At 66.8% G+C, this 25,550-nt stretch carries 10 protein-coding genes; 8 read left to right on the forward strand and 2 right to left on the reverse strand.

Translation table 11 applies throughout. The features are described from left to right. Positions 1-15: 15 nt before the first annotated feature. The 5 genes from AC0Z6F_RS11025 (at position 16) to AC0Z6F_RS11045 (ending at position 19,700) form a co-directional block, all read left to right on the forward strand. Positions 16-1,446: an ammonium transporter gene (locus tag AC0Z6F_RS11025; protein WP_153674905.1), complete on the forward strand. Its 1,431-nt coding sequence runs from the start codon at positions 16-18 to the stop codon at positions 1,444-1,446. A 295-nt stretch (positions 1,447-1,741) separates the two neighbouring features. After that, positions 1,742-3,466: a ShlB/FhaC/HecB family hemolysin secretion/activation protein gene (locus AC0Z6F_RS11030; protein WP_004134386.1), complete on the forward strand. Its 1,725-nt coding sequence runs from the start codon at positions 1,742-1,744 to the stop codon at positions 3,464-3,466. A gap of 106 nt (positions 3,467-3,572) precedes the next feature. After that, positions 3,573-18,473, forward strand: a complete 14,901-nt coding sequence (locus tag AC0Z6F_RS11035) for a hemagglutinin repeat-containing protein (RefSeq protein WP_485617211.1) — start codon at positions 3,573-3,575, stop codon at positions 18,471-18,473. Positions 18,474-18,511: 38 nt separating this feature from the next. Beyond that, on the forward strand, positions 18,512-18,817 hold the full coding sequence (locus AC0Z6F_RS11040) for a hypothetical protein (protein ID WP_229298236.1): 306 nt from the start codon (positions 18,512-18,514) through the stop codon (positions 18,815-18,817). A 142-nt stretch (positions 18,818-18,959) separates the two neighbouring features. Then, entirely contained in the window at positions 18,960-19,700 is a 741-nt protein-coding gene (locus tag AC0Z6F_RS11045; RefSeq protein WP_238378296.1) for an N-acetylmuramoyl-L-alanine amidase, read from the forward strand. A gap of 130 nt (positions 19,701-19,830) precedes the next feature. Here the strand turns inward: AC0Z6F_RS11045 and AC0Z6F_RS11050 are convergent, their stop codons facing one another. Beyond that, positions 19,831-20,532 (reverse strand): LytR/AlgR family response regulator transcription factor, encoded by a 702-nt coding sequence (locus tag AC0Z6F_RS11050; protein ID WP_012509685.1) that lies wholly within the window; start codon positions 20,530-20,532, stop codon positions 19,831-19,833. Next, on the reverse strand, positions 20,520-22,229 hold the full coding sequence (locus AC0Z6F_RS11055) for a histidine kinase (RefSeq protein WP_100470172.1): 1,710 nt from the start codon (positions 22,227-22,229) through the stop codon (positions 20,520-20,522). The genes AC0Z6F_RS11050 and AC0Z6F_RS11055 overlap by 13 nt, the downstream gene beginning before the upstream one ends. Positions 22,230-22,356: 127 nt before the next feature. Between AC0Z6F_RS11055 and AC0Z6F_RS11060 the strand changes: the two genes are divergently transcribed. The 3 genes from AC0Z6F_RS11060 to AC0Z6F_RS11070 all read left to right on the forward strand — a co-directional run bounded on the left by AC0Z6F_RS11060 (position 22,357) and on the right by AC0Z6F_RS11070 (position 25,509). Next, entirely contained in the window at positions 22,357-23,868 is a 1,512-nt protein-coding gene (locus tag AC0Z6F_RS11060; RefSeq protein ID WP_485617212.1) for an alpha/beta hydrolase, read from the forward strand. A gap of 65 nt (positions 23,869-23,933) precedes the next feature. After that, positions 23,934-25,109: a murein transglycosylase A gene (mltA, locus tag AC0Z6F_RS11065; protein WP_485617213.1), complete on the forward strand. Its 1,176-nt coding sequence runs from the start codon at positions 23,934-23,936 to the stop codon at positions 25,107-25,109. A 97-nt stretch (positions 25,110-25,206) separates the two neighbouring features. Next, positions 25,207-25,509, forward strand: a complete 303-nt coding sequence (locus AC0Z6F_RS11070) for a hypothetical protein (RefSeq protein ID WP_485617214.1) — start codon at positions 25,207-25,209, stop codon at positions 25,507-25,509. Positions 25,510-25,550 lie beyond the last annotated feature (41 nt).

Raw genomic sequence — 25,550 nt, forward strand, 5'->3', positions numbered from 1 at the left:
TCCGGAGACTCCCCCATGAAGATGCGCCTTCTCACCGGGTGGCAAGCCCGGTTCCATCTGGTGTGCCTGTTGATGCTGCTCAGTGCGCTGGCTGCCGGCGCCTGGCCGGGAACTGCCCATGCGCAGGCCCAGGTGTCGCCGCTGCCCAGCGAAACCGTAGCGGTCGAACCGCTGCAGGATCCGGTCGCCGCGGCGGCCGCACCTGCCGTCGCCGAAGCCGCCGCTGCCTACGACCATGGCGACGTGGCCTGGATGCTGACCTCTACCCTGCTGGTACTGCTGATGGTGGTGCCGGGCCTGGCGTTGTTCTATGGCGGCCTGGTGCGTTCGAAGAACGTGCTGTCGGTGCTCAGCCAGATCCTGGTGGTGTTCTCGCTGGTACTGCTGCTGTGGGTGGCCTATGGCTACAGCGCGGTGTTCAGCGCCGGCAATCCGTTCTTCGGCTCGTTCACCGAATTCGCCTTCCTCAAGGGCTTCACCCCCGACTCGGTCGGCAACACGCCGATCAAGGGCCTGCCGGACTACCTGTTCGTCGCCTTCCAGTCGACCTTCGCCGGCATCACCACCGCGCTGATCGTCGGCGCCTTTGCCGAACGCATCAAGTTCCGCGCGGTGCTGCTGTTCTCGGCGCTGTGGTTCACCCTCAGCTACATCCCGATGGCGCACATCGTGTGGGGTGGCGGTTACCTCGGTGAAATGGGCGCGATCGACTTCGCCGGCGGCACCGTGGTCCACATCAATGCCGGTGTTGCCGGCCTGGTCGCCGCGTGGTTCGTCGGCAAGCGGCTGGGCTACGGGCAGACCGCGCTGAAGCCGCACAACGTGCCGTTCACCTACATCGGCGCGATGCTGCTGTGGGTCGGCTGGTTCGGCTTCAATGCCGGCTCCGCTGCTGCGGCCGATACCGTCGCCTCGCTGGCGTTCCTCAACACCGTGCTGGCCACCGCCGCTGCGGTGCTTGGCTGGACGCTGGTGGAAGCGATCAGCAAGGGCAAGCCGTCGGCACTGGGCGCCGCCTCGGGTGCGGTGGCCGGTCTGGTCGGCATCACCCCGGCCTGCGGCACCGTCGGCCCGCTCGGCGCGATCATCATCGGCTTCGTCGCCGGCGTGGTCTGCGTGTGGGGCGTGACCGGTTTGAAGCGCCTGCTGAAGGTGGACGACACCGCCGACGTGTTCGGTGTGCATGGTGTCGGCGGCATCGTCGGCGCGATTCTCACCGGCGTGTTCAGTGCACAGTCGCTGGGCGGCACCAAGGCCGATCTGGATATCGCGCATCAGGTGTGGGTGCAGGTGGTCAGTGTTGGCCTGACGGTGGTCTGGTCGGCAGTGGTGACCACGCTGATCCTGCTGGTGGTGCGCAGCGTGGTCGGCCTGCGCGTGACCGAGGAAGCCGAGCGCACCGGCCTGGATGTGACTTCGCACGGCGAGTCGGCCTACGAGGCCTGATCGGGTTCACGGTTTCGCGGACGTCCCGCCACTGCTGCGCCGCACGCAGTGGCGGGCGGCCACCACCGGCGGCCCCAGTGCTGCCAGCGTTGGCCGGCACGCTGGCAGACCCGGGACAGATTCCGGGCGCTGCCAGCCAGCGGAAGGCTCTCCGTCGGACATCACACTTTGCCTGGGAAGCCCGGGCCCGCGCGGCGTGCCGGCCCTGTCGCCTGCCCTGCGATTCCCTTAAAGTGCTGCCTCTTCCAGCCGAATATTGGTCGGACTGGCAGCCATCCGCAGGGAAGAAAGCATCGTGGAACAGGGACGTAATGTACGCAGCCGCGCGTTGCAGTGGCGGTTGTCCGTGGCTGTGGCACTGGCCATGACCGGTTTCCAGGCACCGGCCTGGGCGCAGGTGGTGTCACCGGAGCAGGAGTTGCTGCGGCAGCAGGAGCGCGAGCGCGCGCTGCGGGAACAACAGGAATCCACGCCGGATGTCCGGCTGCAGCCGGCCACCGAAGACCTCGGCCATCTGCCGGCTGACGAATCACCCTGCTTCACCATCAACAGCATCGTGCTGCAGGGCGATCTGGCCGAACGCTTCCGTTGGGCACTGGCGGCAGCCGATCCGCGCAGCGACCCCGCAACCGGGCGCTGTCTGGGTACTGCCGGCGTGGACATCGTGATGAAGCGCGTGCAGAACGCGATCATCGAACGCGGTTACGTCACCACGCGCATTCTCGCCGCGCCGCAGGACCTGAAGACCGGCATCCTGACGCTCACGGTCGTGCCGGGACGCGTCAATGCCATCCGTTTCGCCGACGGCGAAGGCCGTACCCCCGCCCTCTGGAACGCGGTGCGGGTGGCACGCGGCGAAGTACTGAACCTGCGTGACATCGAGCAGGCGCTGGAAAACCTGCAGCGCGTGCCGACCGCGACAGTGGACATCCAGATCGCGCCCCCGGCCGACGGCGCGGCGGCCAAGCCGGGCGAGAGCGACCTGGTGATCAGCTGGCAGCAGGCGCGCCTGGTACGGGTCAACCTGACACTGGACGATGCCGGGAGCCAGTCCACCGGCAAGATGCAGGCGGGTACCACAGTGTCGGTGGACAACGCGGCCGGTCTCAGCGATCTGTTCTACATCAACGTGGGCAAATCGGTACTCAACGGCAGTGAGCGTGGCACCGACAGCTGGGCGGTGCATTACAGCGTGCCGCTGGGCGGATGGTTGCTGGGCGCCAACGCCAGCAACTTCGACTATGAGCAGACCGTTGCCGGCGCATTCGAGAACTACGTCTACAGTGGCTCCAGCCGCAACGCCGAGCTGCGCCTGACGCGCATGTTGTTCCGCAACGCGCGCGCCAAAACCAGCATGTACGCGCGCGGCTGGTACCGCGAATCGGACAACTTCATCAACGATACCGAGATCGAAGTGCAGCGCCGCCGCATGGCGGGCTGGGAGCTGGGCCTGGGCCACCGTCACTTCATCGGCAAGGCGACCCTGGATGTGAACCTGGCGTACCGCAAGGGTACCGGCGCCTTCAACGCGCTGCGTGCGCCGGAAGAGGCCTTTGGCGAAGGTACGGCGCATGGCCGCATCTATACCGCGGATGCACAGTTGGTGCTGCCCTTGCAGTGGGGCAAGCAGAGCCTGCGCTACGTCGGCAGCTGGCGCGCGCAGTGGAACCGCTCTCCGCTGGTGCCGCAGGATCGGTTCTCGATTGGTGGCCGCTACACCGTGCGGGGCTTTGATGGCGAAATGTCGCTGACCGGTGAACGTGGCTGGTTGCTGCGCAATGAAGTGGGCGTGCCCCTGGGCAGTGGCGTGGAAGCCTACGTCGCCGTTGATCACGGGCGTGTCGCCGGCCCGTCCACGGCCCGGCTGCTGGGTGACCGGCTTACTGGTACCGCACTCGGACTTCGCGGCGGCACCCGCCATGTCAACTGGGACGCCTTTGTCGGCAGCCCGTTGTCCAGGCCGCGCGGTTTCCAGACCGCCTACACCACGTTTGGAATGAACCTGGGCATCTCGTTCTGACGCCTGCATACAGCTGGCCCGCGCTGTTCCCGGCGCGGCCAGCACGATGCGGTAACGCGCAGACCGCTGCGCGCACAACCCAACAGCACCGAAAGGAATCAGCGCCGTGAACAAAGTCTACCGTCTGGTCTTCAACCGTACGCTCGGGGTCATGCAGGTGGCGTCCGAGCTGGTCAACGCCGCCCGCGGTGGTGCCGACAGTCGAGAGGGCCATGCGGTCGGCACCCTGCGTCCGATCAGTTTCGCGCTGTGGCTGGTGCTGGGATGGGTGGGGCTGGTGCAGCCGTTGTCGGCGCAGCAGGCGCCGGCCGACCCGGGCCGTATTGCCGCCGATCCCGGCGCACCGGCAAACCAGCGCCCGACGGTGATCACCTCGGCCAATGGCACGCCGCAGGTGAATATCACCACGCCCAGCGCTGGCGGCGTGTCGCGCAATTCCTACCAGCAGTTCGATGTCGGCCAGCAGGGCGTCATCCTCAACAACTCGCGCGGCGACGTGCAGACCCAGCTGGGCGGCTGGGTACAGGGCAATCCGTGGCTGGCCACCGGCACCGCCCGCGTCATCCTCAACGAGGTCAACAGCAGCAATCCCAGCCATCTCAATGGCTACGTGGAAGTTGCCGGTACCCGCGCGCAGGTGGTCATCGCCAACCCGGCCGGGATCCAGGTCAATGGCGCGGGCTTCCTCAACGCCAGCCGGGTGACCCTGACCACCGGCACGCCGATCGTCAGCAATGGCGTGCTGGAAGGCTATCGCGTGGAAGGCGGCAGCATCGGCGTCGGTGGCACGGGCCTGGATACCAGCCGCGCCGACTACACCGACATCATCACCCGCTCGCTGCAGGTCAATGCCGGCATCTGGGCCAACCAGCTGCAGGCCAGCCTGGGCAGCAACGTGGTCAGTGCCGACCACAGCAGCGTGCAGCAGCAGAAGCCCACGTCCGCCGCGCCCACCTTCGCGCTGGATGTGGGCGCGCTGGGCGGCATGTATGCCAACCGCATCTGGCTGGTCGGCAACGAACATGGCGTGGGCGTAAGCAATGCCGGCAAGATCGGTGCCCAGGCCGGCGAGCTGGTGGTCACCGCCGACGGCCGGCTGCAGAACACCGGCGCGATGCATGCGCAGCAGGACCTGCGTATCGACGCCAGCGCGGGCATCGCCAATGCCGGCACGCTCAGTGCCGAGCGCGAGCTGCGCGTGCAGACCCCGGCAGATGTCGACAATAGTGGCGGCACGCTCAATGCGCGACGCATCGAAGTGAATGCCGATGCGCTGCGCAACCGCGGCGGCAGCATCGAACAGCTTGGAACGCAAGCGCTGCAGCTGCAGGCCGCCGACCTCAGCAACCTGCAGGGCCGTATCGGCACCGTGTCCAGTGTTTCGCCAGGCACCGGCACCGGCGGCACCGGCACCCCGCCGGGTACGGGTACGCCAGGCACGGGTACGCCAGGTACCGGCACTCCGGGCACGGGTACCCCGGGCACTGGCACTCCCGGCACCGGCGGCGGCACCCTGCCGGTCACACCACTTCCGCCGCTGGCGGCCGGCGTGCTCAACATCGCAGGAACGCTGGGCAACGATGGCGGCCGCATCGAAGCCAGTGGCGACCTGCAGCTCAGCGCCCGCAACAGCCTGGACAACAGCGACGGCACGCTGGGGGTAAGCACCCTGCTGGTGCAGGGACAGGCGCTGCGCAACATGCGCGGCACCTTGCAGGTCCAGGGCGCGGCCAGCGCACAGGTGCAGCAGCTGGACAACAGTGGCGGCCGCATGACCTTCGCCCGTGGCTTCGAGCTGCAGGCGCAATCGGCAATCAATCGTGGCGGCAGCCTCGCCCACGGTGGCAGTGCCGGCACGATCTGGACGATCGGCCAGCTCGACAACAGCGAGGGCAGCATCTCCAGCAATGCCACGCGGCTCGGCCTCGACATCGGCACCCTGGTCAACACCCGGGGCAGCATCAACCACGCCGGCAGCGAGGGCCTGCTGCTGCGTGCGGAGGTACTGGATGGCGTGCAGGGCAGCATTGCCACCGCCGGCGCGGCAGACCTGCTGCTGGGCCGCGCCGACCACCGCGGTGCGCAGCTGATCGCCCGCCAGCTCGGCCTGAGCGCACAGGACTTCGACAACCGCGGCGGCCGCGTGCTGTCCACGGGGCTGCAGGCCAGCACGCTCAACGTCCGCAATCACCTGGACAACAGCGACGGTGGCCTGCTGGCCAGCAATGCCGACCTGCAGATCGATGCAGCGTCCTTCGGCAATGCCGGCGGCACCGTGCAGCAGGCGGGCACCGGCAACCTGCGCGTCACCACCGCCAACCTGCAGGGCCAGGGCGGCACCGTTCTCAGCAACGGCACGCTGCAGCTGCACGGCGACACCCTGAATCTGCGCAATGGCACCACCGCCGCGCAGCGCATCGATGTGCGCGCCGGAGACCTGACCACCGCCGGCGGCACGCTGACCTCGACCGGCGGCGATGCGCTGCAGCTGCAGGTATCGCGCACCCTGGACAACAGCGGCGGCACCGTGGGCGCCAATGGTGCGCTGGACATCAACAGCGGCATCCTCATCAACGACGGCGGCAAGCTGATCGCCGCAGGCACCGGCACCAGCCGCATCCACGCCAGCCAGCGGCTGCAGAACCAGCGCGGCCTGCTGTCCGGCAATGGCGATCTGGATATCAAGACCGATGGCCTGCTGAACGAGAGCGGCAGCATCGACCATGCCGGCACCGGCACGCTGCAGATCGACGCGACCACCGTGCAGGGAGCTGCTGGCAGCATCGCCAGCAATGGCCTGCTGCAGTTGAGCGGGCAGCAGCTGGACCTGCAGAAGGGCACCACCCGCGCCCGCGAGGTGCAGATCACGGCCACCGGCCTGGACACCAGCGGCGGCAGCCTGTTGTCACTGGGCAACAACGCGATGCAGCTGCAGGTGCAGGGCCTGCTGCGCAACGACGGCGGCAGCATCAGCGCCAATGGCGCGCAGCAGATCCAGGCGGGTGCGCTGTCCAACCGCGGCGGTGCGCTCAATTCGGCGGGAACGGCGGCTTCGCAGATCCGGGTCGACGGCACGCTCGACAACAGTGGCGGCAGCATCGCCAGCAATGCCGCCCACCTGCAGCTGAAGAGCGGCGCGCTGGTCAATGCCGGCGGTACGCTCAGCCATGCGGGCAGCGACGGCCTGATCATCGACAGCGGGCGTCTGGACGGAGCAAAGGGGCAGATCGCCACTGCCGGCGCCCTGCAGCTCACTGCGGCCGAGGTCGATCACCAGGGAGCGTCGCTGGCTGCCGCGCAGCTGGACATCACGGCGACCGGGTTCGACAACCGCGGCGGGCGCATCATCGCCACCGGTACCGGCGGCAATACGCTGCGCGTGCAGGGCACGCTGGACAACGGCAATGGCGGCACCCTCGCCAGCAATGGCAACCTGGATATCCACGCGCGTACCTTCGGCAATGCCGGCGGAACCGTGCAGCAGGCCGGGTCCGGCAGCCTGGTCATCACCACGCAGGACCTGACCGGCGCCGGTGGAACCCTGCTCAGCAACGGTTCGCTGGAGCTGCAGGGCGACACCCTCGATCTGCGCAACGGCACCACCACCGCGCAGCGCATCAGCATCGACGGCGACACCGTGATCACCGCCGGTGGCCAGCTGAGTGCGCTTGGCACCCAGGCGCTCCAGCTGCAGGCCCGCAGCCTGCTCGACAATACCGGCGGAACGCTGGGCAGCAATGGGGCCATCGATGTGCACGCAGGCCGCTTCGTCAACGACCATGGCAAGTTGATTGCCGCCGGTGATGCTGCATCCGCAATCCGCGCCGCGCAGCTGGAGAACCGCAGCGGCTCGATCTCCGCCAACGGCAACCTGCGCATCGAGGCGCAAACGCTGTCGGGCCAGGGCGGCAGCATCGGTGCCGCCCGCGCGCTGTCACTGCAGGGCGGGTCATTGGATCTCCGCGGCGGCAGCGTGGCGGCCGAGCAGCTCGATATCGTGGCCGACAGCCTGGACAACAGCGCAGGCGCGCTGCGCGCAACCGGCAGCGGGACGCTGGCACTGCAGGTGAGCGGCCGCTTGGCCAATGACGCGGGCACCATCGCCAGCAACGGTGCGCAGCGCATCGAAGCCGGCGAACTCTCCAACCGTGGTGGCACGCTCAGTTCGGCGGGCAGCGCCACGACCGAGCTGCACGTAGCGGGCCTGTTCGACAACAGCAACGGCGTGCTCGCCAGCAACGGCACCGCGCTGAAGATCGATGCCGGTCACATGGCCAACGTGAAGGGCACGCTCAGCCACGCCGGCACCCAGGGCCTGCTGCTGCGCACCGGGCAACTGGACGGCCAGGGCGGCAGCATCGCCAGCGCAGGCGGCATCACCCTGCAGGCGGGCAGCGTGGACCATCGCGGTGCCACCCTGCAGGCCGAGCGCATCGCGCTGGACGCACAGTCCTTCGACAACCGCGCCGGCAAGGTCATCGCGACCGGTGCCGAGGGCAGCACGATCAACGTGGTCGGCACGCTGGACAACGGCGAGGGCGGCCTGCTGGCCAGCAATGGCGACCTCAGCATCCAGGCGGCGGTGTTCGGCAATGCCGGCGGCACCGTGCAGCACGCCGGTGAAGGCGTGCTGTCGATCGACGCCGGAACGCTCAACGGCACCGGCGGCACGCTGGTCAGCAATGGCAGCCTGTTGCTCAAGGGCACCACCACCGACCTGCGCGCGGGTATCACCTCCGCCAAGCGGATCGAGATAGACACCGGCTCCCTGATCACCGCCGGCGGCACGCTCACCGCCACCGGCAATGACATGCTGCGGCTGAGCGCGCGCGAACGGATCGACAACAGTGGCGGTACCGTGTCCAGCAATGGCGCGCTGGACCTGCGCAGTGCCGCGCTGGTCAACGCGGGCGGCACGCTGCAGTCGGCGGGTACAGCGGCGAGCCAGCTGATCATCGGCCAGGACATCAACAACCGCGGCGGCCGCATCCTGGCCAACGGCGGGCTTGGCATCAGCTCCGGCAGCATCGACAACCAGGGCGGCACGCTGCACAGCGCTGCCCGGCTGGTGGTCAAGGCCGATGGCCTGCTCGACAACAGCAACAAGGGCGTCATCGCCAGCGGCGCGGGCATGCAGGTGGCGGCAACTTCGCTGGACAACCGCAGCGGCAGCATCGAGCAGGCCGGTGACGGCCTGCTGCAGATCGATGCCACCACGCTGCAGGGCCACGCCGGTCGCATCGTCAGCAACGGCGAGCTGCAGCTGAAGGGCGAGACCCTGGATCTCAGCGCAGGCACCACTGCCGCGCAGCAGGTCAGCATCGAGGCCGGCCAGCTGGACAACACGGCCGGTACGCTGAACGCCACCGGCAGCCAGGCGATGTCGCTGCAGGTGCGTGGTGCGCTCGGCAATGACGGCGGCACCATCGCCGCCAACGGCGCACAGCAGATCAACGCCGGTTCGCTGTCGAACGCAGGCGGCACCTTGAGTTCGGCAGGGACCTCCGACAGCCGGATCACGGTCACGGGCTGCTTCAACAACGGCGGTGGCACCCTCGCCAGCAATGCCGGCAACCTGCGCCTGGACGCCGGGCAGCTGGTCAATGCCGCAGGCAGCATCGTCCATGCCGGGAAGGGCATGCTGACCGTGAAGGCCACCCAGCTGGACGGGGCCGGCGGCAGCATCGCCACGGCAGGCGCACTGCAGCTGGATGCGGTGAGCGTGGACCACCGCGGTGCCACGCTCAATGCCGATCACTTCACCGTCAACGCCGACCGCTTCGACAATCAGAACGGCAAGCTGCTGGCGACGGGCACGCAGGCCAGCACCGTGCAGGCCACCACCTCGCTGGACAACGGCGGCAACGGCCTGATCGCCAGCAATGGCGACCTGACCCTGACCAGCGCATTGTTCGGCAATGCCGGCGGTACCGTGCAGCAGGCCGGTACCGGCACGCTGGCGATCAACGCGCACACCTTGAATGGCCAGGGCGGCAAGCTGCTCAGCAATGGCGCCCTGCAGTTGACCGGTGAAACCACCGACCTGCGTGATGGCACGCTGTCCGCTGCCCGCATCGCTGTGGATACCGGCACGCTGCTCAACGCGGGCGGTTCGATCATCGCCTCCGGCACTGATGCGTTGAAGGTGTCTGCGCGCGACCGGCTGGACAACAGCGGTGGCACGCTTGCCGGCAATGGCGCGCTGGATCTGCGCAGCGCGCAACTGCTCAACAACCTGGGTACGATCCAGGCCGCCGGCAGCGGCAGCAGCACCTTGGCGATCACCCATGCGCTGGAGAATCGCGGTGGTCGCATCCTGACCACGGGCGATGCAGGCATCAGCGCGGGCACGCTCGACAATCGCGGCGGCACCGTGCACAGCGATGGCAACAGCGCGCTGACCGTGCGCGTTGACGGCCTGCTCGACAACAGCGACAAGGGCACCCTGTCTGCGGGGGGCGCGTTGCTGGCCGAGGCACAGGCCATCAACAACAGCAGCGGTACCGTGGCGGCAGGGCAGAACCTGCAGCTGACCAGTGCCGATCTGCTGCGCAACGAAGGCGGCCTGGTCCAGGCCGGCAAGCACCTGCAGGTCTCGGCCAGCGGCGTGAACAACAACAGTGGCCGGATCATCGCCAACGACCTGCAGCTGGATACCCGCGGCCAGGCGCTGGACAACCGCAGCGGCATCATTGCCAGCCTTTCCGGAAATGCAGCGCTGCGCAGTGGTGCGCTGGACAACACCGGTGGCCTGCTGCAGTCGGCGGCAGCGCTCAGCATCGACACCTCCGAACAGCGGCTGACCAATGCCGCTTCCAATGGCAACGGCATCGTCAGCAGTGGCACGCTGCAGATCCGCAGTGGCGATCTGGACAATCGAGGCGGCTCGGTGTTCGCCAAGGCCGGCGTCGACGTGCAGGCCGTCAACATCGACAACAGTGGCGGCGGCTCGCTGGTGAGTGCAGCCGACCTGCTGCTGCGCGCGCAGCAGCTGGCCAACAGCGGTGGCAGCGTGACCGCCGGTGGCAATGCCGACATCGGTTTGCAGGGCGCCCTGCTCAACAGTGGCGGGCTGGTGGCGGCGACCGGCCGCCTCGACCTGCAGGCCGGTTACATCGACAACCGCAATACGCTCAGCCAGGCCAATGGCCCTGCGCTGGGCTTGCAGGGCAAGAACCTGCAGGTGACCACCGGCAACCTGGACAACCAGAACGGCCAGGTGATTGCCGACAACCTGCTGCTGCAGGTGAACCAGCGCCTGGACAACAGCGGTGGCCAGGTGTCGGCGGCGCTGACCTCCGATGTCCGCGCCGATACCCTGGTCAACAGCGGCGGCACCCTGGTGGCCGGCAGGCAGCAGACCCTCCGCACCCGCGAAATCATCGGTGATGGCCGGCTGATGTCGCAGGGTGACATGACCCTGGAGCTGGGCCAGAGCCACACCAACCGTGGCGAAATGGTGGCCAACGGCACGCTGAGCCTGTCCATCCAGGGCAATCTGGACAACAGCGGCAAGCTGGCGGGTGCCAACGTCAACATCAATGCCGGCAACATCACCAACGCCTCCACCGGCGAGATCAGCAGCATCGGCCTGACCCGCCTGGCAGCGGGTGGCGCACTCGTCAACTACGGCCTGCTGGACGGCAACGTCACCCACATCACCGCCGCGAGCGTCGACAACATCGGCAGCGGCCGCATCTACGGTGACCGTGTCGCCATCCAGGCGGGCTCGCTCAACAACCTCGCCGCCAACATCGGCGGCGTGGACCGTGCAGGCACCATCGCCGCGCGCCAGCGCCTGGACCTGGGCGTCGGCACGCTGACCAACAGCGGCAAGAGCCTGATCTTCAGTGATGGCGACGCCGCGATCGGCGGCGCCCTGAACGGCCTGGGCGCGGTAGGCAGTGCCCAGAAGGTGGACAACATCGGTTCCACCATCGAGGTCAGCGGCAATCTGGACCTGTCCGCGCTGGCGGTGAACAACATCCGCGAGAACGTGGTCGTGGAGAAGGTCACCACCGTGCATGCACCGGTCCGGCTGGAGCAGCCCGGCTGGTTCAAGAACGCCACCAACAACAACCGTGATTTCCGCGCGACGTCGAACTACCAGCCGTACGAGATCTACTACCTCGATCCGTCGGACATCCTTGAAGACACCCCCTATGTCACCCCGGATGGCCAGCAGATCCGCAAGGCGGTTATCCGGCTGACCAGCAACACCAGTGCCTACGCCTTCGCCCGCGGTGGCGCGTACGGTGCGCGCGCGTCGCGCGAGCGCCTGAACGTGCAGGACGGCACCGTCACGGTCTACTACGTCGGCCGTGCAGACAACCGCAGCAACCCCGATCAGCTCGGCGCTGGTGCGGAAGATCCCTTCCGCGACCTGTCCACCCGCGGTCCCGGTTCGCCGCCGATCGAGTACGTGACCGATACCCTCAGGTACAACAACGCCTACGGTACCTGCACCACCACCTGCGTGCAGATCATCACCTATCCGGACTATGACAATCCGGAATCGATGCTGATCAACATGCAGCGTCATACCCAGGACACCAGCGGCAACGAGAAGACCCGCGTTGCCACCCGCACCACCGTGGAAGATGTGGTGGTTTCGGCAGGCAACAACGCGGTGATCAATGCAGGCGGCAACATGCGGATCAGCACCGATCGGCTGGAGAACCGGTTCGCCAACATCGCCGCGGGTCGCGACCTGGCCATTGTCGGCCTGAACCGTGACCAGTCCGAGGTGATCAACGCAGCCGAGCAGCTGACCCGCACCAGCACGTTCGACAACGTGTCCATCACCTACGGTGGCTCCTCCAGCCGCTGGAAGGCGGCCCCCATCACCGAGAAGACCGGTGCGCTGGGTTCGTCGATAACGGCGGGCGGCAAGCTCACCATTGATGTCGGCAACCTGCGCAACGACAACACCGGTGGCAGCAACCCCAACGCCGGTGGTGGCAAGGGCACGGCACAGCTGGATACCGGCGGCCGCGGTGCGGGTGCGGTCGGTCCGGGCGCGGGCAGCGTGCAGGGGCCTGGCCAGAGCACCGGCCAGGGTGCGGGCAGCGTGGACGCGCAGGGGCCGGGCACGGCCGGCGCGGCGCAGGGCGCCAATGGCGGCCACCAGCAGGCGGTAGCCCAGGCCGACGGTGTCCGCGCGGATGCAGCCGGTGCACAGGGCCCCGGCCAGGCCGGCAATGCCGGCAGCGGTGCCGGCACGGCGCAGGACATCAGTGCGGCACAGGCCGGGCAGGCCAATGCCAATGGCCCGGCGGCGGTCCGCGCCGGGGAGCATGCCGGCAGTGGTGGCAACACCGCCGTGGAGGGCAAGCAGGCTACAACGACAACCGGGACCGACCCGCGCGTGGTGGTGACCACCAGCCCGAATGCCAGTGCACCCACCGCCAGCCTGTTCAACGTGGACGCCAACCGTGGCAATCACATCGTGGAAACCGATCCGCGCTTTGCCAGCTACCGTGATTGGCTCAGCTCGGATTACCTGCTGCAGCGCGCAGGCTTTGATCCCGCGCAGACGCAGAAGCGCCTGGGTGACGGCTTTTATGAGCAGAAGCTGGTACGCGAGCAGATCGGCGAGCTCACCGGCCGCCGCTTCCTTACCGGCCACGGCAGCGACGAAGAGCAGTACCGCGCGTTGCTGGAGGCAGGTGCCACTGTCGCGAGCGAATGGGGCCTGCGACCCGGCGTGGCGCTCACGGCCGAGCAGATGGCACGCCTGACCAGCGACATCGTCTGGCTGGTGGAGAAGGACGTCACCCTGGCTGATGGCTCGGTGGTCCGCGCGCTGGTCCCGCAGGTCTACCTGCGGGTGATGCCGGGCGACCTTGGCAACGACGGCGCACTGCTGGCCGGTGCCGAAGTGGACATCAAGCTGCGCGGCGACCTGGTCAACAGCGGCACGATTGCCGGCCGCCAGCTGGTCAGCATCGATGCCGGCAACATCCGCAACCTGTCCGGTGGCCAGATCAGCGGTGCCCAGGTGGGCCTGTCGGCGCGGCAGGACATCGACATCATCGGCAGTACCGTCAAGGCCACCGATGCCCTCGCATTGAAGGCCGGCGGCAACATCACCGTGGCCTCGACCACTACGGAATGGAAGGACCAGGGCGATCGCCTGTCGCAGCAGAAGACCACGCTCGATCGGGTGGCTGGCCTGTATGTCACCAATCCCGGTGGCGATGGCGTGCTGTCGGTGGTGGCTGGCGGCGACATCGGCCTCAAGGCAGCGGAGATCCGCAATGCCGGCACCCATGGCATCACCCAGCTGGCTGCCGGTGGCAATCTGGACCTGGGCGCGCAGACGCTGGGCCAGAGCAGCGCGCTGAACCACGACAGCCGCAACTACACCAGCAACAGCCAGACCACGCACGCGGTGTCTTCGATTGAAGGCGCTGGCGATGTGCTGCTGGTCGCAGGCAAGGACATCAACCTGGCCGCAACCCGTATCAAGACCGGCGGTGGCATGGCTCTGCAGGCTGGCGGCGACATCAACAGCCAGGTACTGGTGGACAGCAGCAGCAGCGATTTCAATGCCGGTGGCAAGCGCAGTTCACTGCAGATCAGCCAGAGTGATGAGATCGTACGTGGCAGCCAGTTGTCTGCTGGTGACAATGTTGTGCTGAAAGCGACTCGCGATATCAATCTGACCGCGACCCAGGTCGCCAGTTCGGATGGCACGCTGAGCGTGGTGGCCGGTCGCGACGTCAACCTGCTCTCGGCCAGCGAGACGCATGACTTCAGCCTGGACAGCTACGACAAGAAAAAGAAGACCCTGTCGAGTACCACCACCACCCGCCACGCCGAGAGCAGCGACAGCTACGCCATTGGCACCGCTTTGCAGGGCAAGGCGGTCAATGTCAACGCGGGCCATGACCTGACCGCAGTCGGCACGGTGATCGACGCCACCGGCAACGTCACCCTGGGTGCTGGCAACAACGTGCTGATCGCCTCCGCGGAAGACCATCACAGCAGCGAGTCCAGCCAGAGCAAGAAGAAGTCCGGCTTCACCGGTGGCTTCGCCAATGGCACTGCATCGATCGGCTATGGCAGCTCGAAGAACAGCAGCAGCACCGCCGAACAGTCGACCACCCAGGTTGGTTCGGCCATCGCCTCGCGCGAAGGCAACGTGCTGATCAATGCGGGCAACCAGCTGACGATCGCGGCGTCCGACGTGGCCGCCGGCAGGGACCTGACTCTGGTTGGCAGGGACATCAACCTGATTGCCCGCCAGGACACGGTGGATACCCAGGCCAGCCAGTCGAGCAAGTCCAGCGGGTTCTCGGTGGGCGTCACCTACGACCCGGCCAAGGCGTACCGCACCGCACGCGACAACGCTACCGAAGGCATGGCCGACAGCGGCACGATGATGGGCCGGATTACGCGTACCGCCGAAGGCGTGGCGGCCGGCGTGTCGGCGGCCGTGCTACCGGCGATCACGGCCGGCAGCCAGAGGTCCAACAGCAACCAGAGCCACTCCAGCAGTGATGCACGGGTCAGTAACCTCAACGCGGGAGGCAATCTCACATTGATCGCCAATGGCGGCTCGATCACCAGCCAGGGCGCGCAGATGTCGGCCGAGGGTGATGCCGCGCTGCTGGCCACCAAGGACATCGTGTTCGACGTGGCGCACAACACGGAGCGCAGCAGCAGTGACAGCCGTGGCAAGGGCTGGGGTATTTCCACCAACTCGGCCGGCCTGCCATTTGGCACCAACAACTCGCGCAGCGATGGTGCCGGACAGAGCGACACCATCACCGGTACCCAGCTGTCGGTGGGCGGTGGCGTGCGCATGGCCACCACCGAGGGTGATATCCGCCTGACCGCCGCCAACATCGCGGCCGAGAAGGACGTCAACATCCGTGCCGCAGGCGATCTCACGATCCGTAGTGGCCAGGATACGGTCGGCAATGCCAACCGTTCGGATAGCAAGGCGATCGGCACTGTCCAGATTTCCGACACCGAGAAATTCTCCGGTTGGCATCGCGAGCAGCACCGTGACGACAGCGCGCAAGTCTCGCAGGTGGCCAGCACCGTCGGCAGCCTCGGCGGCAGCGTCAACCTTACCGCGGGCGGAAAATACACGCAGACAGCGAGCAATGTGGTCGCGGCCCAGGACGTGAACATCACCGCCGCCCAGATCGAACTGCTGACCGCCGATGAAAGCGGGCACTACTCGCAGAGCGACAAGGACCTGAAGATCGGTGCGTTCGCACGAGTGAAATCGCCGTTGATCGATCTGCTCAACAACGTCGATGCCGCACGCAAATCCGACGGTCGCCTGCAGGCGATGCAGGGCCTGGCGGCTAGCGCAAACGCCTACCAGTCGGCGAGTGCGATCGCAGACATGGCCAAGGGCGCTGGCGGCGGCTCCCTGCTCAGTGCGGAAGCGGGAGTGGGCTTCAAGACCTCAAGCCGCAGCGCTGATGGCAGCAGCCAGGTCTCGCGCGGTTCGACCATCCAGGGCGGCGGCAACGTCAACCTGACCAGCACCCAAGGCGACATCCACGTGGTGCAGGGCAGCCTGAGCGCGGGCAGTACGCTGGCGCTGGACTCGGCGCGCGACATCCTTCTTGAAGCGGGGCAGGCCAACCTGCAGAGCAAGAGCAAAGGCAGCAACGCCGGGGCCGAAGTGGGTGTCGGCGTGTCGGTCGGCGCGCAGACCGGCGTCTATGTCTACGCCGAGGCCAGCGTGGGCAGCAGCAAGTCGAATGCGGAAAGCAGCACCTGGCAGAACACCACGCTGGCCGGTAGCACCATCTCGCTGAAGGCGGAAGGAGATACCACCCTGCGTGGTGCCACCGCCACCGCGGACCGCATCGACGTCAAGACCGGTGGCACGCTGACCATCGAATCGCTGCAGGACATCGCCGAAAGCATGTCCAAGGACAACCAGGTAGGGGGCCGCGTGCAGGTATCTTTCGGCACTGCCTGGAACGTGAACGGCTATGCCAGTGCCGGCAAAGCCAACGGCAGCTACCAGGGCGTCGGTCAGCAGAGTGGCCTGTTTGCCGGTGATGGTGGCTACCACGTGGATGCCGGCCATGTGAATCTGATTGGCGGCGCCATTGCCAGCACCCAGACGGGCAACAGTGAGTTGACTGCACAGACGTTGACTTTCACCGATCTGAAGAACGAGATGGATTACCGCGCAAGTTCGGTTGGCATCAGCGGAGGTTTCGGGTCGACCGGCAAGGTGGCCACCGATGCGGACGGCAATCCGATAGCGGCACCGAATGCCGCAGGCCAGTTGAAGGACATCGGCAACACCATCACCACCGGCGGGTACGGCAAAGCCAACACGACGACCTTCAGCCCGGGCATCCCGATGACCGAGAGCGGCCATGACAGTTCCACCACTTACGCCACCCTGACCGGCGGCAACATCACCATCGGTGGCAAGAAGGTCGATGCGGCCGATCTTGGGATCAACACCGACGCCAGTACCGCACACAAAGCGCTCGATACGCTGCCGGACCTGCAGCAGATGCTGCAGCAGCAGCGCGCGATGGCTCAGGCGACCGGCACCGTGGTGAGTGTAGGGATGCAGATCCGCTCCGATATCAATGCGTCGATCGACGCAGCAACGGACCGCCGGGAAGCCGTCAAGGCCATTCTGAACGACCCGGAACAGCGCGCCGCATTGACGCCGGAACGCGAGGCCCAGCTAATTGCAGTTGGCGTGGCGGCCAGCGGTGAGATTGATCGCCTGCAGAGGGCCGGTGTGCTGGTTGGGGCGATCACCGGGGGTCTCGCGGCTTCGTCGGGCAGTGCGGGAAGCATTGTGGCGGGCACGTTGGCACCTGCGATTTCCTATCAGATCGGTCAGTACTTCAAAGAGAACGCCGACAGGAACATGGCTGATGGAGGAAGCCGCAGTGAAGAGGGAAGCGCCACGCATCTGCTGGCCCACGCCTTGCTCGGTGCTGCGGTGGCGTCAGCCGGCGGAGACAATGCGCTGATAGGTGCGTTGGCGGCCGGGAGTGCCGAAGCGGCAGCCCCTTCCATCGCCAGGTTCATGTTCGGCAAGGACAGCAAGGACCTGACCGCCAGCGAGAAAGAAGCGGTCAGCACCGTTGCCGGAATCGGCGGGGCAATGCTTGGCACGTTCCAGGACGGCATGCTGGGCGCTGCTGCCGGCAACAACGCCGCAAAGAACGCGGTCGAAAACAACTGGGGAGAGGTGGGGCACTACTCCACAACGGCGACGATTCTTTACCTGAGTGGTTTCACGGAAAGCGACGCAAAGGGCATTGCGGCTGCAACGTGGGCGCCTGACACGGATCGACGAAACGCCATCACGCCTTTCAACGTTGCCTGGGCAAAATTCAAGGGCACGCCACAGCAACACAACCATGCCTTGGGTGGCGAAATGGACCCGGAAGCAGTCAGGGCCATCCAGGCGGAACTGGGGGAAAAGGTTGCTGTGATCCTGGCCGATATCAAGAGGAACGAGAACAATCCCGAGGCCAAGAGGGCCATTCTCGACAATGTTGAGACGCAACGGGTGTTGCACCTCTTTGGCGATTCGTTTGCCCACGTTCAACGCGATGGCACGCAGTTCAAGCCGGTCCTGGGGCATGCCAAAGCATCGACACAGGATGAAGGCATCAACGATCCGGACAACCCGTACACGCATCGGGATGCCTATCTGGCCTATAGTCTCGCCCTTTACAAGGCAGCGACGGGAGCGTCCAAGGGCAAGGCGCTGGGCGATGCCAACTACATCGCCGACCTGGCTTCCCGGGTTTCTGCAGTCAATGGGGAGGCGGCGCAGAAGGGTGTGCTGGATGCTGCGGCGTCGTTCTTCATGCCAACCAGGACATCAGGGTTGGTCGATGCTCCGATGTCAGATTGCGGGTGGTACTGCACATACGTGCCTGCAGGGTGGATGGCGAGGCCAGAGCTTGAAAAAATCTATCGAAAGCCAGTCGAGGTTCCGCAGACTCCGGTGATCGACTGGACGAAGTTCTCCCAAGGGCGATGGTGAGCGTGATGATGAGAACATGGGGGAGCCGATTGTTGCGTGTGGTCGCCAAGGCCGGCGACTGGCTGCACCTGCTTCTGTGGGCCGCTTCAATCACCTATCTAATGCTTTCGTTCCTGAGTTGGACGGTGTTCCACGACTACACTTTTATGGGGCTGACCGCCAACAGCTTCTATGTACGCTATCGCGATTTCATCTTCTGGTATTCGTATGCTGCGGTGCCTGTGCTCACCGCTGTGGTGATAGCCCTGATCTGGATCAGGCGCCGGGTGGCCCCAGCGGAGATGCTGATAGCCTTCGTTGGCTGGGGCCTGCTACTTTTCCATCTGTCTCTCGTACGCTCCTAGCGGACGGCGGCTGAAGGCCGCTGCGTTGACCTGCAGGTGTGCCTTCAGGCCCTGATGAAGGCGGGACAGCAGTCCACAGGCTGGACGTGCCTGTAGCCTGGTGCCTGAAGCAGGCGAGTGCGGAATGGCGCACAATCACCGCATGGGCCCATTTCGCATTCCGCTCCTGCTGCTTGCCGCCGTCCTGTTTGCCGGCTGCGCGAGCACCGATGTGCACAACCCGCTCGCCACTTGGGTGCCGTCACCCAACCAGAACGCGCGCACGCCGGTCATCATCGTCATCCACCACACCGAGCAGAAGTCGGTGCAGCAGAGCCTGCATACGCTGCGCACCGCCAACAGCGGTGGACCGGTCAGCGCGCACTACCTGATCGGCGCCGATGGCCATCGCTACCAGCTGGTGGCCGATGAGCGCCGTGCCTGGCATGCCGGTGCCGGACGCTGGGGCACCATCACCGATCTCAACTCGGCCTCGATCGGCATCGAGCTCGACAACGACGGCCGCAGCCCCTTCAGCCCGGTGCAGATCGAGTCATTGATCGTGCTGCTGCGCGATCTCACTGAACGCCTGAACATCCCGCCGCGTCAGGTGATCGGCCATGCCGACCTCGCGCCGACGCGTAAGCAGGATCCGAGCCGCTTCTTCCCCTGGCAGCAGCTGGCCGAGGCCGGTTTCGGCGTCTGGCCGCGCGCGGCCGACGGTGCTGCACCAGAAGGCTTCGACGCGTGGAATGCGCTGGCGCGCTTCGGCTATCCGCTGGACAACCGCGAAGCCACCATCGCCGCCTTCCACCGCCGCTTCCGTGGCCGCGACGACCTGCCGAAGACGCTGGATGCCGAAGACGCCCGTATCCTGCATTCTTTGCTGCTGCAGACCCCGTAGACGCTCGCGTGGGGCTGAAGACCCCACCGAAGCGGGTAGCGCCGGGCCATGCCCGGCGAGCGTGCAGCGCGGCCACCCCGCGTGGTTCCCGCCCCCAGCAGTGCCAGGTCATGCCGGGTAACCCCGGCAATCACCCCGATCCCAGCGCATCGCGCAGTGCCGCCACATGCGCGCGGCCCACGGCCAGCTCGCTGCCATCGCTTAACACCAGCCAGTAACGGCTGCCCGATCCTGCATGCAGCATGCGCACATGCTGCAGATTGACCAGATAGGAACGATGGCAGCGCACGAAGTCGCCAGGCAGTACGCTGCCCAACCCGGCCAGGGACTTGTCGTGCAGCTCGCTACGGCCATCGCGCATGCGCACCTGGCTGTAGTCGCCGTCGGCGCGGATCCAGAGCACGTCAGCAAGTTCTACGGTCGCCGTGCCCTGCGCCCGCCAGACACCCAGATAACGCGCGCGGCCAGGGCGGGAACCGCTGGTGTCGAGCAGGCGTTCCAGTGCCTGGCCAAGGCGCTCACGCGAGAACGGCTTGGGTACGAAGTCGAGCACGCCATGCTCGAATGCCTGCAGCGCGCGGTCGCGATGGGCCGACACCACCACGCACTGGTAGCGGCCAGCTACCGCACGCCGAAGCAGCTCGAAACCATCGTCGCCGCCCAGGTTGAGGTCCAGCAGCAGGCCATCGTAGACGCTGCATTGCAGTCGATCTCCGGCCGACTCCAGATCAGCAACGGCGTCGAAGCGCGCGCGCGTGCCTGCCTGTTCACTGCACAGGCGCAGCAAGCGCTGGCGTACCAGCGGCTCGTCTTCGACGATCAGGATGCGCATGTCAGTTCGATCCGGCTGCGCCAGTGGTCGCCTTCGGCGCCCTGCACGAAGGTCCATCCGCCAGGACAGGCGGCGGCCAGGCTGGCCTCGATATAGCGCGTGCCGGTGCCGCGACCACGGTGTGGGGCGGAACCCCGTGCACTGCGCAGCTCCAGAATCCAGCGCGCGTTGGTGCGTTGCACGCGCAGGTGGAACGGATGCTTTGCGCAGGCCAGCGCACCTGCGTGGGTCAATGCATTCTCCACCTGGGCATGCAGGATGCCGGGTGGCAACGACAGCATCGCGTCTTCGCCATCGACCTCCAGCCGCATGCGCTGGTCCAGTGCCATGCCAACGATATCCAGATGGCTGCGACAGAGCGCCAGTTCGTCCTGCAGGGAAACGCTGCGCCGGTCGCTGCTGTCGCGCAGGCGATCGAACTGGTCGGCCAGTGATTCCACCAGGCGGCTGGCACGCGCTGGTGCCTGTTCGATCAGTTCCTGCAGGCAGGTCAGGGTATTCATCAGCCAATGTGGCTGGATGCCTCGCTGCAGCAGCTGCAGCGAAAGCCGCGCGCGTTCTTCGCTCAGCCAGGCGTTGTGCCGGTCCAATGCCTGCAACTGGGCAGCGTGGCGCAGCAGCAGGAACACCATCAGCACCGCCAGCAGCAGGAAATAGGGCCCATCGAGGAAGGCGCCGCCTGCGACCAGCAGCGCCAGCAGCCCGGCCAACAGCAAGGCCAGGATCGGCCAGCGGTCCTCGGACTCGCAATGCGCGCGTAACAGTGCCCCCGCCGAGGCGAGCAGGCTCGACAGCAGCACTGCCGCTGATCGTGTATCGAAGCCGGGCAGCGCGACAGCGGCGGCAATGATCACGGCCAGATAGCCAAGGTAAACGGCCCGCGGCATGGCTACCGCGAAGCGGCGCGCAAGATAGGCCGGCAGCAACGCCGCTGCCGCCACATGCAGGCACAACAGTGCCACCAGGCGTGGGCCATGCCATGGATAGGGATACCCAAGCAGGGAGCGCCACGCCTCGACCACCGGCAGTGCCAGCCCCACTGCGCCCAGTGCCAGCAGCAGGCGGGCCCCGGGTGCCTGCGTCTGGCCGCGCAGTACGGTGAGGAAGTACAGGCAGGCCGCCGCCAGTGCACCGGTGGCGAAGGCGGCGATCAACCACGGCAGGATGATCTGGCCGTACAGCACGGTCGCGGGTGCGATCAGCACCATCGCATCGGCACCATGCAGATGGAAGTGCTGCCGCTGGCTCGACGCAAGCACGATCAGTTCGTCGCTGCGGTTGCCCGAAGCAGGAGGCAGCACACGCACAAGGTCGATGCGTCCTGGACGCTCTTCTGCAGCGCTGCGGCCGACCACGCCATTGCTGACCCACGGGTTGCCGTTCCAGTACAGCTGGCTGGCGGCACGCAGCGACAGCCGCATCGTGCGGCCATGCACGTCCGCGGTGGTCGGCGCCGGCACCTGCCAGCGCAGCCAGTAGGGGCCGCGCCAAGCTGCCAGCTCGCGCTGGTCCAGTGGCTGCCAGTCCAGATCCTGCGGCGGTCGCGCGGGCACGGCGCCGGCGGCCCCGATATTCGCAAGCGCCATCTGCGCGCCCGGCACCTGCACCAGCCCGGGTGGTGGCGTCGACACGAGCAGCCAGACGGCCACCGCCGCAAGCAGCACAGCAAGAACAGCCAGGGTACGTGGGATCTGCATGGCGGCCATCGTATCGGTTGCGTGGAGCCATTGGACCGCCTTTTGGAGACGTTCGGCAGGCGCGCACGCCCCGTGAGCTGCGGAAGGGCAGACGCTGGTGGCGCACGTCCTTCCATCGGAGCCCGACATGACCCGCAGCGCCCGCACGCTTTCCTGCAGTTCCCATCGTTGCCGCACCACCATCGCCACCGCGCTGGCTGCAATCGGTCTGGCGCTGGCCGTGGCCGCCCCCGCACAGGCCAGCCCGGCCGCACTGGCGTTCGAGCCCTACACGCTGCAGACCAAAGCACATGGCAGCATCCCTGCCGAAATCGCCGTGCTTGCGGTGCCACGCCGGCACAGCGAGCCGGATGGGCCACGGATGCAGTTGAAAGTGGTACGCCTGCGTGCAACCGGCGGTAATGGCCGCAGCGCTCCCGTGGTCTACCTGGCCGGTGGCCCGGGTGGCTCCGGCATCGACACCGCGCGCGGCCCACGCTGGCCGGTGTTCGACCAGGTCCGCCGCGAGGCGGATGTGCTGCTGCTCGACCAGCGTGGCGCCGGCCTGTCCGAACCACCACCGGAATGCCCGCACCAGACCCGATTCGATGATGCGCAGCCACTGCAGCGCGATACGGCGCTGGTCGCGCTGCAGGCAACGGCAGCGAAGTGCGTGGCGTTCTGGCGGCAGGCTGGCGTCGACCTGGGCGCCTACACCACGGCCGAGAGCGCTGCCGATCTCGATGACCTGCGCCGCGCGCTGGGCGTGCCGAAGATCAGCCTGTGGGGCATGAGCTACGGCACGCATCTGGCCCTGGCTGCGGTGCGCCTGCACGGTGAAGGTCTCGAGCGCGTGGTGTTGATGGGCACCGAAGGTCCGGATGACACACTGAAGCTGCCATTGAGCAGCGATGCCGTGCTGCAGGCGCTGGCACAACTGGCGCGCAAGGATGGCTTTGACGATCTCGCAGGATCGGCCACCCGCGTGCTGCAGGCGCTGCGCGAGCAGCCCCGGCAGGGCCGCAGCGGCATGCATGAGAGCCGCCAGGTGACCATCGGCCTGTACGACGCACAGATCGTCATCGCCAACATGCTGGGGCAACGCATCACCCAGCAATGGCTGCCGCTGGTGCTGCGCGAGGCCGAGCGCGGCAACTACGATCCGCTGGCCGACCTGGTGCTGATCGGGCGGGCCCGGTTCGCGCAGTTCCCGGCGATGGGGCTGGCAATGGACATCGCCTCAGGACAGAGCCCGCAGCGCCGGGTGCTGGCCGAAGCACAGGCGCGCGAGAGTCTGTTCGGTGATGGATTGAACTTCCCGTTCCCCGCCATCGGCAACGGCCTGGGCCTGGCCGATCTGGGCGACTCCTTCCGTGGCCCGTTGCGCAGCGAGGTGCCTGTGCTGTTCATCAGCGGCACGCTGGATGGACGCACGCCACCAGCCAACGCCGATGCACTTCGTCCAGGCTTCCGCAACGGCCGCTCGCTGCTGGTACGCAACGCCAGCCATCACCACGAGCTGTGGACCGGCAATCCTGCCATCGCCCGCAGCATCGTCGCGTTCCTGGCCGGTCGCACCGTGAGCGATGCCGTGCTGGACGTGCCGCCGCCGGTGTTCGCCACCAGCAACAGTGACCTGCTGGGTAGCGGCGGACGCTGAAGGGAGAGCGCGGCGCCGGGCACCCGACGGGTCCGGTGCCGTGCTATTTCCTCTACATTGGGGCAATGAAAGACATCATCGCCCCCCTGAGCCGCACGAGCTTGAGCCTTCTTGCGCTGGCCGTGCTCGCTGGCTGCAGCACCACCGGCACCCGTCCCGAAGCACCGCCAGCACCAATCAAGCCTGCCGCCACCTACGCCAAGGTTGAATGGAGTGCGCTGCCGCCGGTTTCCGATACCGATCTGCAGGCCGGCTTCGTCGCCTGGCGCAGCAGCTGCACCCGCCTGAAGAACGACGCGGTCTGGGCCAAGCCGTGCACCACGGCTGCAGCAGTAAACGACAAGGACCCTGCCGCGATCCGCCAGTTTCTGCAGCGCGACCTCGATGTCTACGCGCTGCGTGCCGGGGGGCACCAGGCTGATGGGCTGATCACCGGCTACTACGAGCCGATCTACCCCGGCAGCCTGACCCGCACCGACAAGGCCACCGTGCCGGTGTACGGCACGCCAGATGACCTGATCGTGGTGCAGCTGGACAGCGTCTACCCGGAACTGAAGGGCAAGCGCCTGCGCGGCCGCGTCGATGGCAAGGTGCTCAAGCCCTATGACGATGCAGGCACCATCGCGGCCAACGGCGCCAAGGCCCCGGTGCTGGCCTGGCTGACCGATCCGATGGACCTGCAGCTGCTGCAGATCCAGGGCTCGGGCCGGGTTCGCCTGGCCGATGGCACGCAGGTACGCCTGGCCTATGCCGAACAGAACGGCCATCCCTATCGCGCGATCGGCCGTTGGCTGGTGGACCAGGGCCAGCTGAAGAAAGAAGAAGTCACCATGGACGCGATCCGCGCCTGGGCCAGGGCCAACCCTTCCCGTGTGCCGGAACTGCTGCGAAGCAACCCCAGCTACGTGTTCTTCGTGCGCAGCGCGGACAGCCCGGAAGGCCCGCGCGGTTCGCTGAACGTGCCGCTCACCGCCGGCTACAGCGTGGCGGTGGACCGAACCGTGGTGCCGCTGGGCAGCCTGCTGTGGCTGTCCACCACGCGCCCGGATGGCAGCCCGGTGATACGCCCGGTGGCCGCACAGGACACCGGCGGCGCCATCGCCGGCGAAGTGCGCGCCGATCTGTACTGGGGCAGCGGCGATGCCGCCGGCAAGCTAGCCGGCGACATGAAGCAGCAGGGCAATATCTGGATGCTGTGGCCGAAGGGCGTTGCGTTGCCGGTGCCGGCCGCAGCCAACTGAGCGGTGGCCACAGGCGGCCGCTTCGGCGACCGCCGTGCTGGGCGATAATGGCGCCATTCCGAACTCTCCGGTCGCACCTGCGGCCAGGACCAATGCAATGAAATACGCAAAACCCAACGCAAAGACCAACAGCAAGAAGTACTACAAGCACTGGGCCGAATCGAGCCTGGGCAAGGGCAACGTGCTGATGGAAGCCCGTGGTGAAAAGATCGTGCGCCAGGTGGAGATCTACGGGGCCAAGGTGGTCTGGGCCGATGAAACCGGGCAGAGCGATGACCGCTTCGTGCTGGCGGACCAGCCGGTGTCGTTCATGGATTTTGATGAAGACGACGAAATCAGCGCGCGCGAGTTCGAAATCGCCTGGAAGAAGGCCCGCGAGGCGACCGGCTACCCGGTGTAACGAAGGGCGGGTCCCGCTGGATGGCTGGCAGATTTGAAATG

This window comes from Stenotrophomonas sp. 1L-E-5-B-C3 (genome assembly GCF_057292075.1).

What these genes read in the sequence shown, in the direction of transcription:
- AC0Z6F_RS11045 (WP_238378296.1), top strand. Translation starts at nt 18,960, where the DNA reads ATGGGCCCATTTCGCATTCCGCTCCTGCTGCTTGCCGCCGTCCTGTTT.
- AC0Z6F_RS11050 (WP_012509685.1), bottom strand. Translation starts at nt 20,532, where the DNA reads ATGCGCATCCTGATCGTCGAAGACGAGCCGCTGGTACGCCAGCGCTTG.
- AC0Z6F_RS11060 (WP_485617212.1), top strand. Translation starts at nt 22,357, where the DNA reads ATGACCCGCAGCGCCCGCACGCTTTCCTGCAGTTCCCATCGTTGCCGC.
- mltA (WP_485617213.1), top strand. Translation starts at nt 23,934, where the DNA reads ATGAAAGACATCATCGCCCCCCTGAGCCGCACGAGCTTGAGCCTTCTT.
- AC0Z6F_RS11070 (WP_485617214.1), top strand. Translation starts at nt 25,207, where the DNA reads ATGAAATACGCAAAACCCAACGCAAAGACCAACAGCAAGAAGTACTAC.
- AC0Z6F_RS11055 (WP_100470172.1), bottom strand. Translation starts at nt 22,229, where the DNA reads ATGCAGATCCCACGTACCCTGGCTGTTCTTGCTGTGCTGCTTGCGGCG.
- AC0Z6F_RS11025 (WP_153674905.1), top strand. Translation starts at nt 16, where the DNA reads ATGAAGATGCGCCTTCTCACCGGGTGGCAAGCCCGGTTCCATCTGGTG.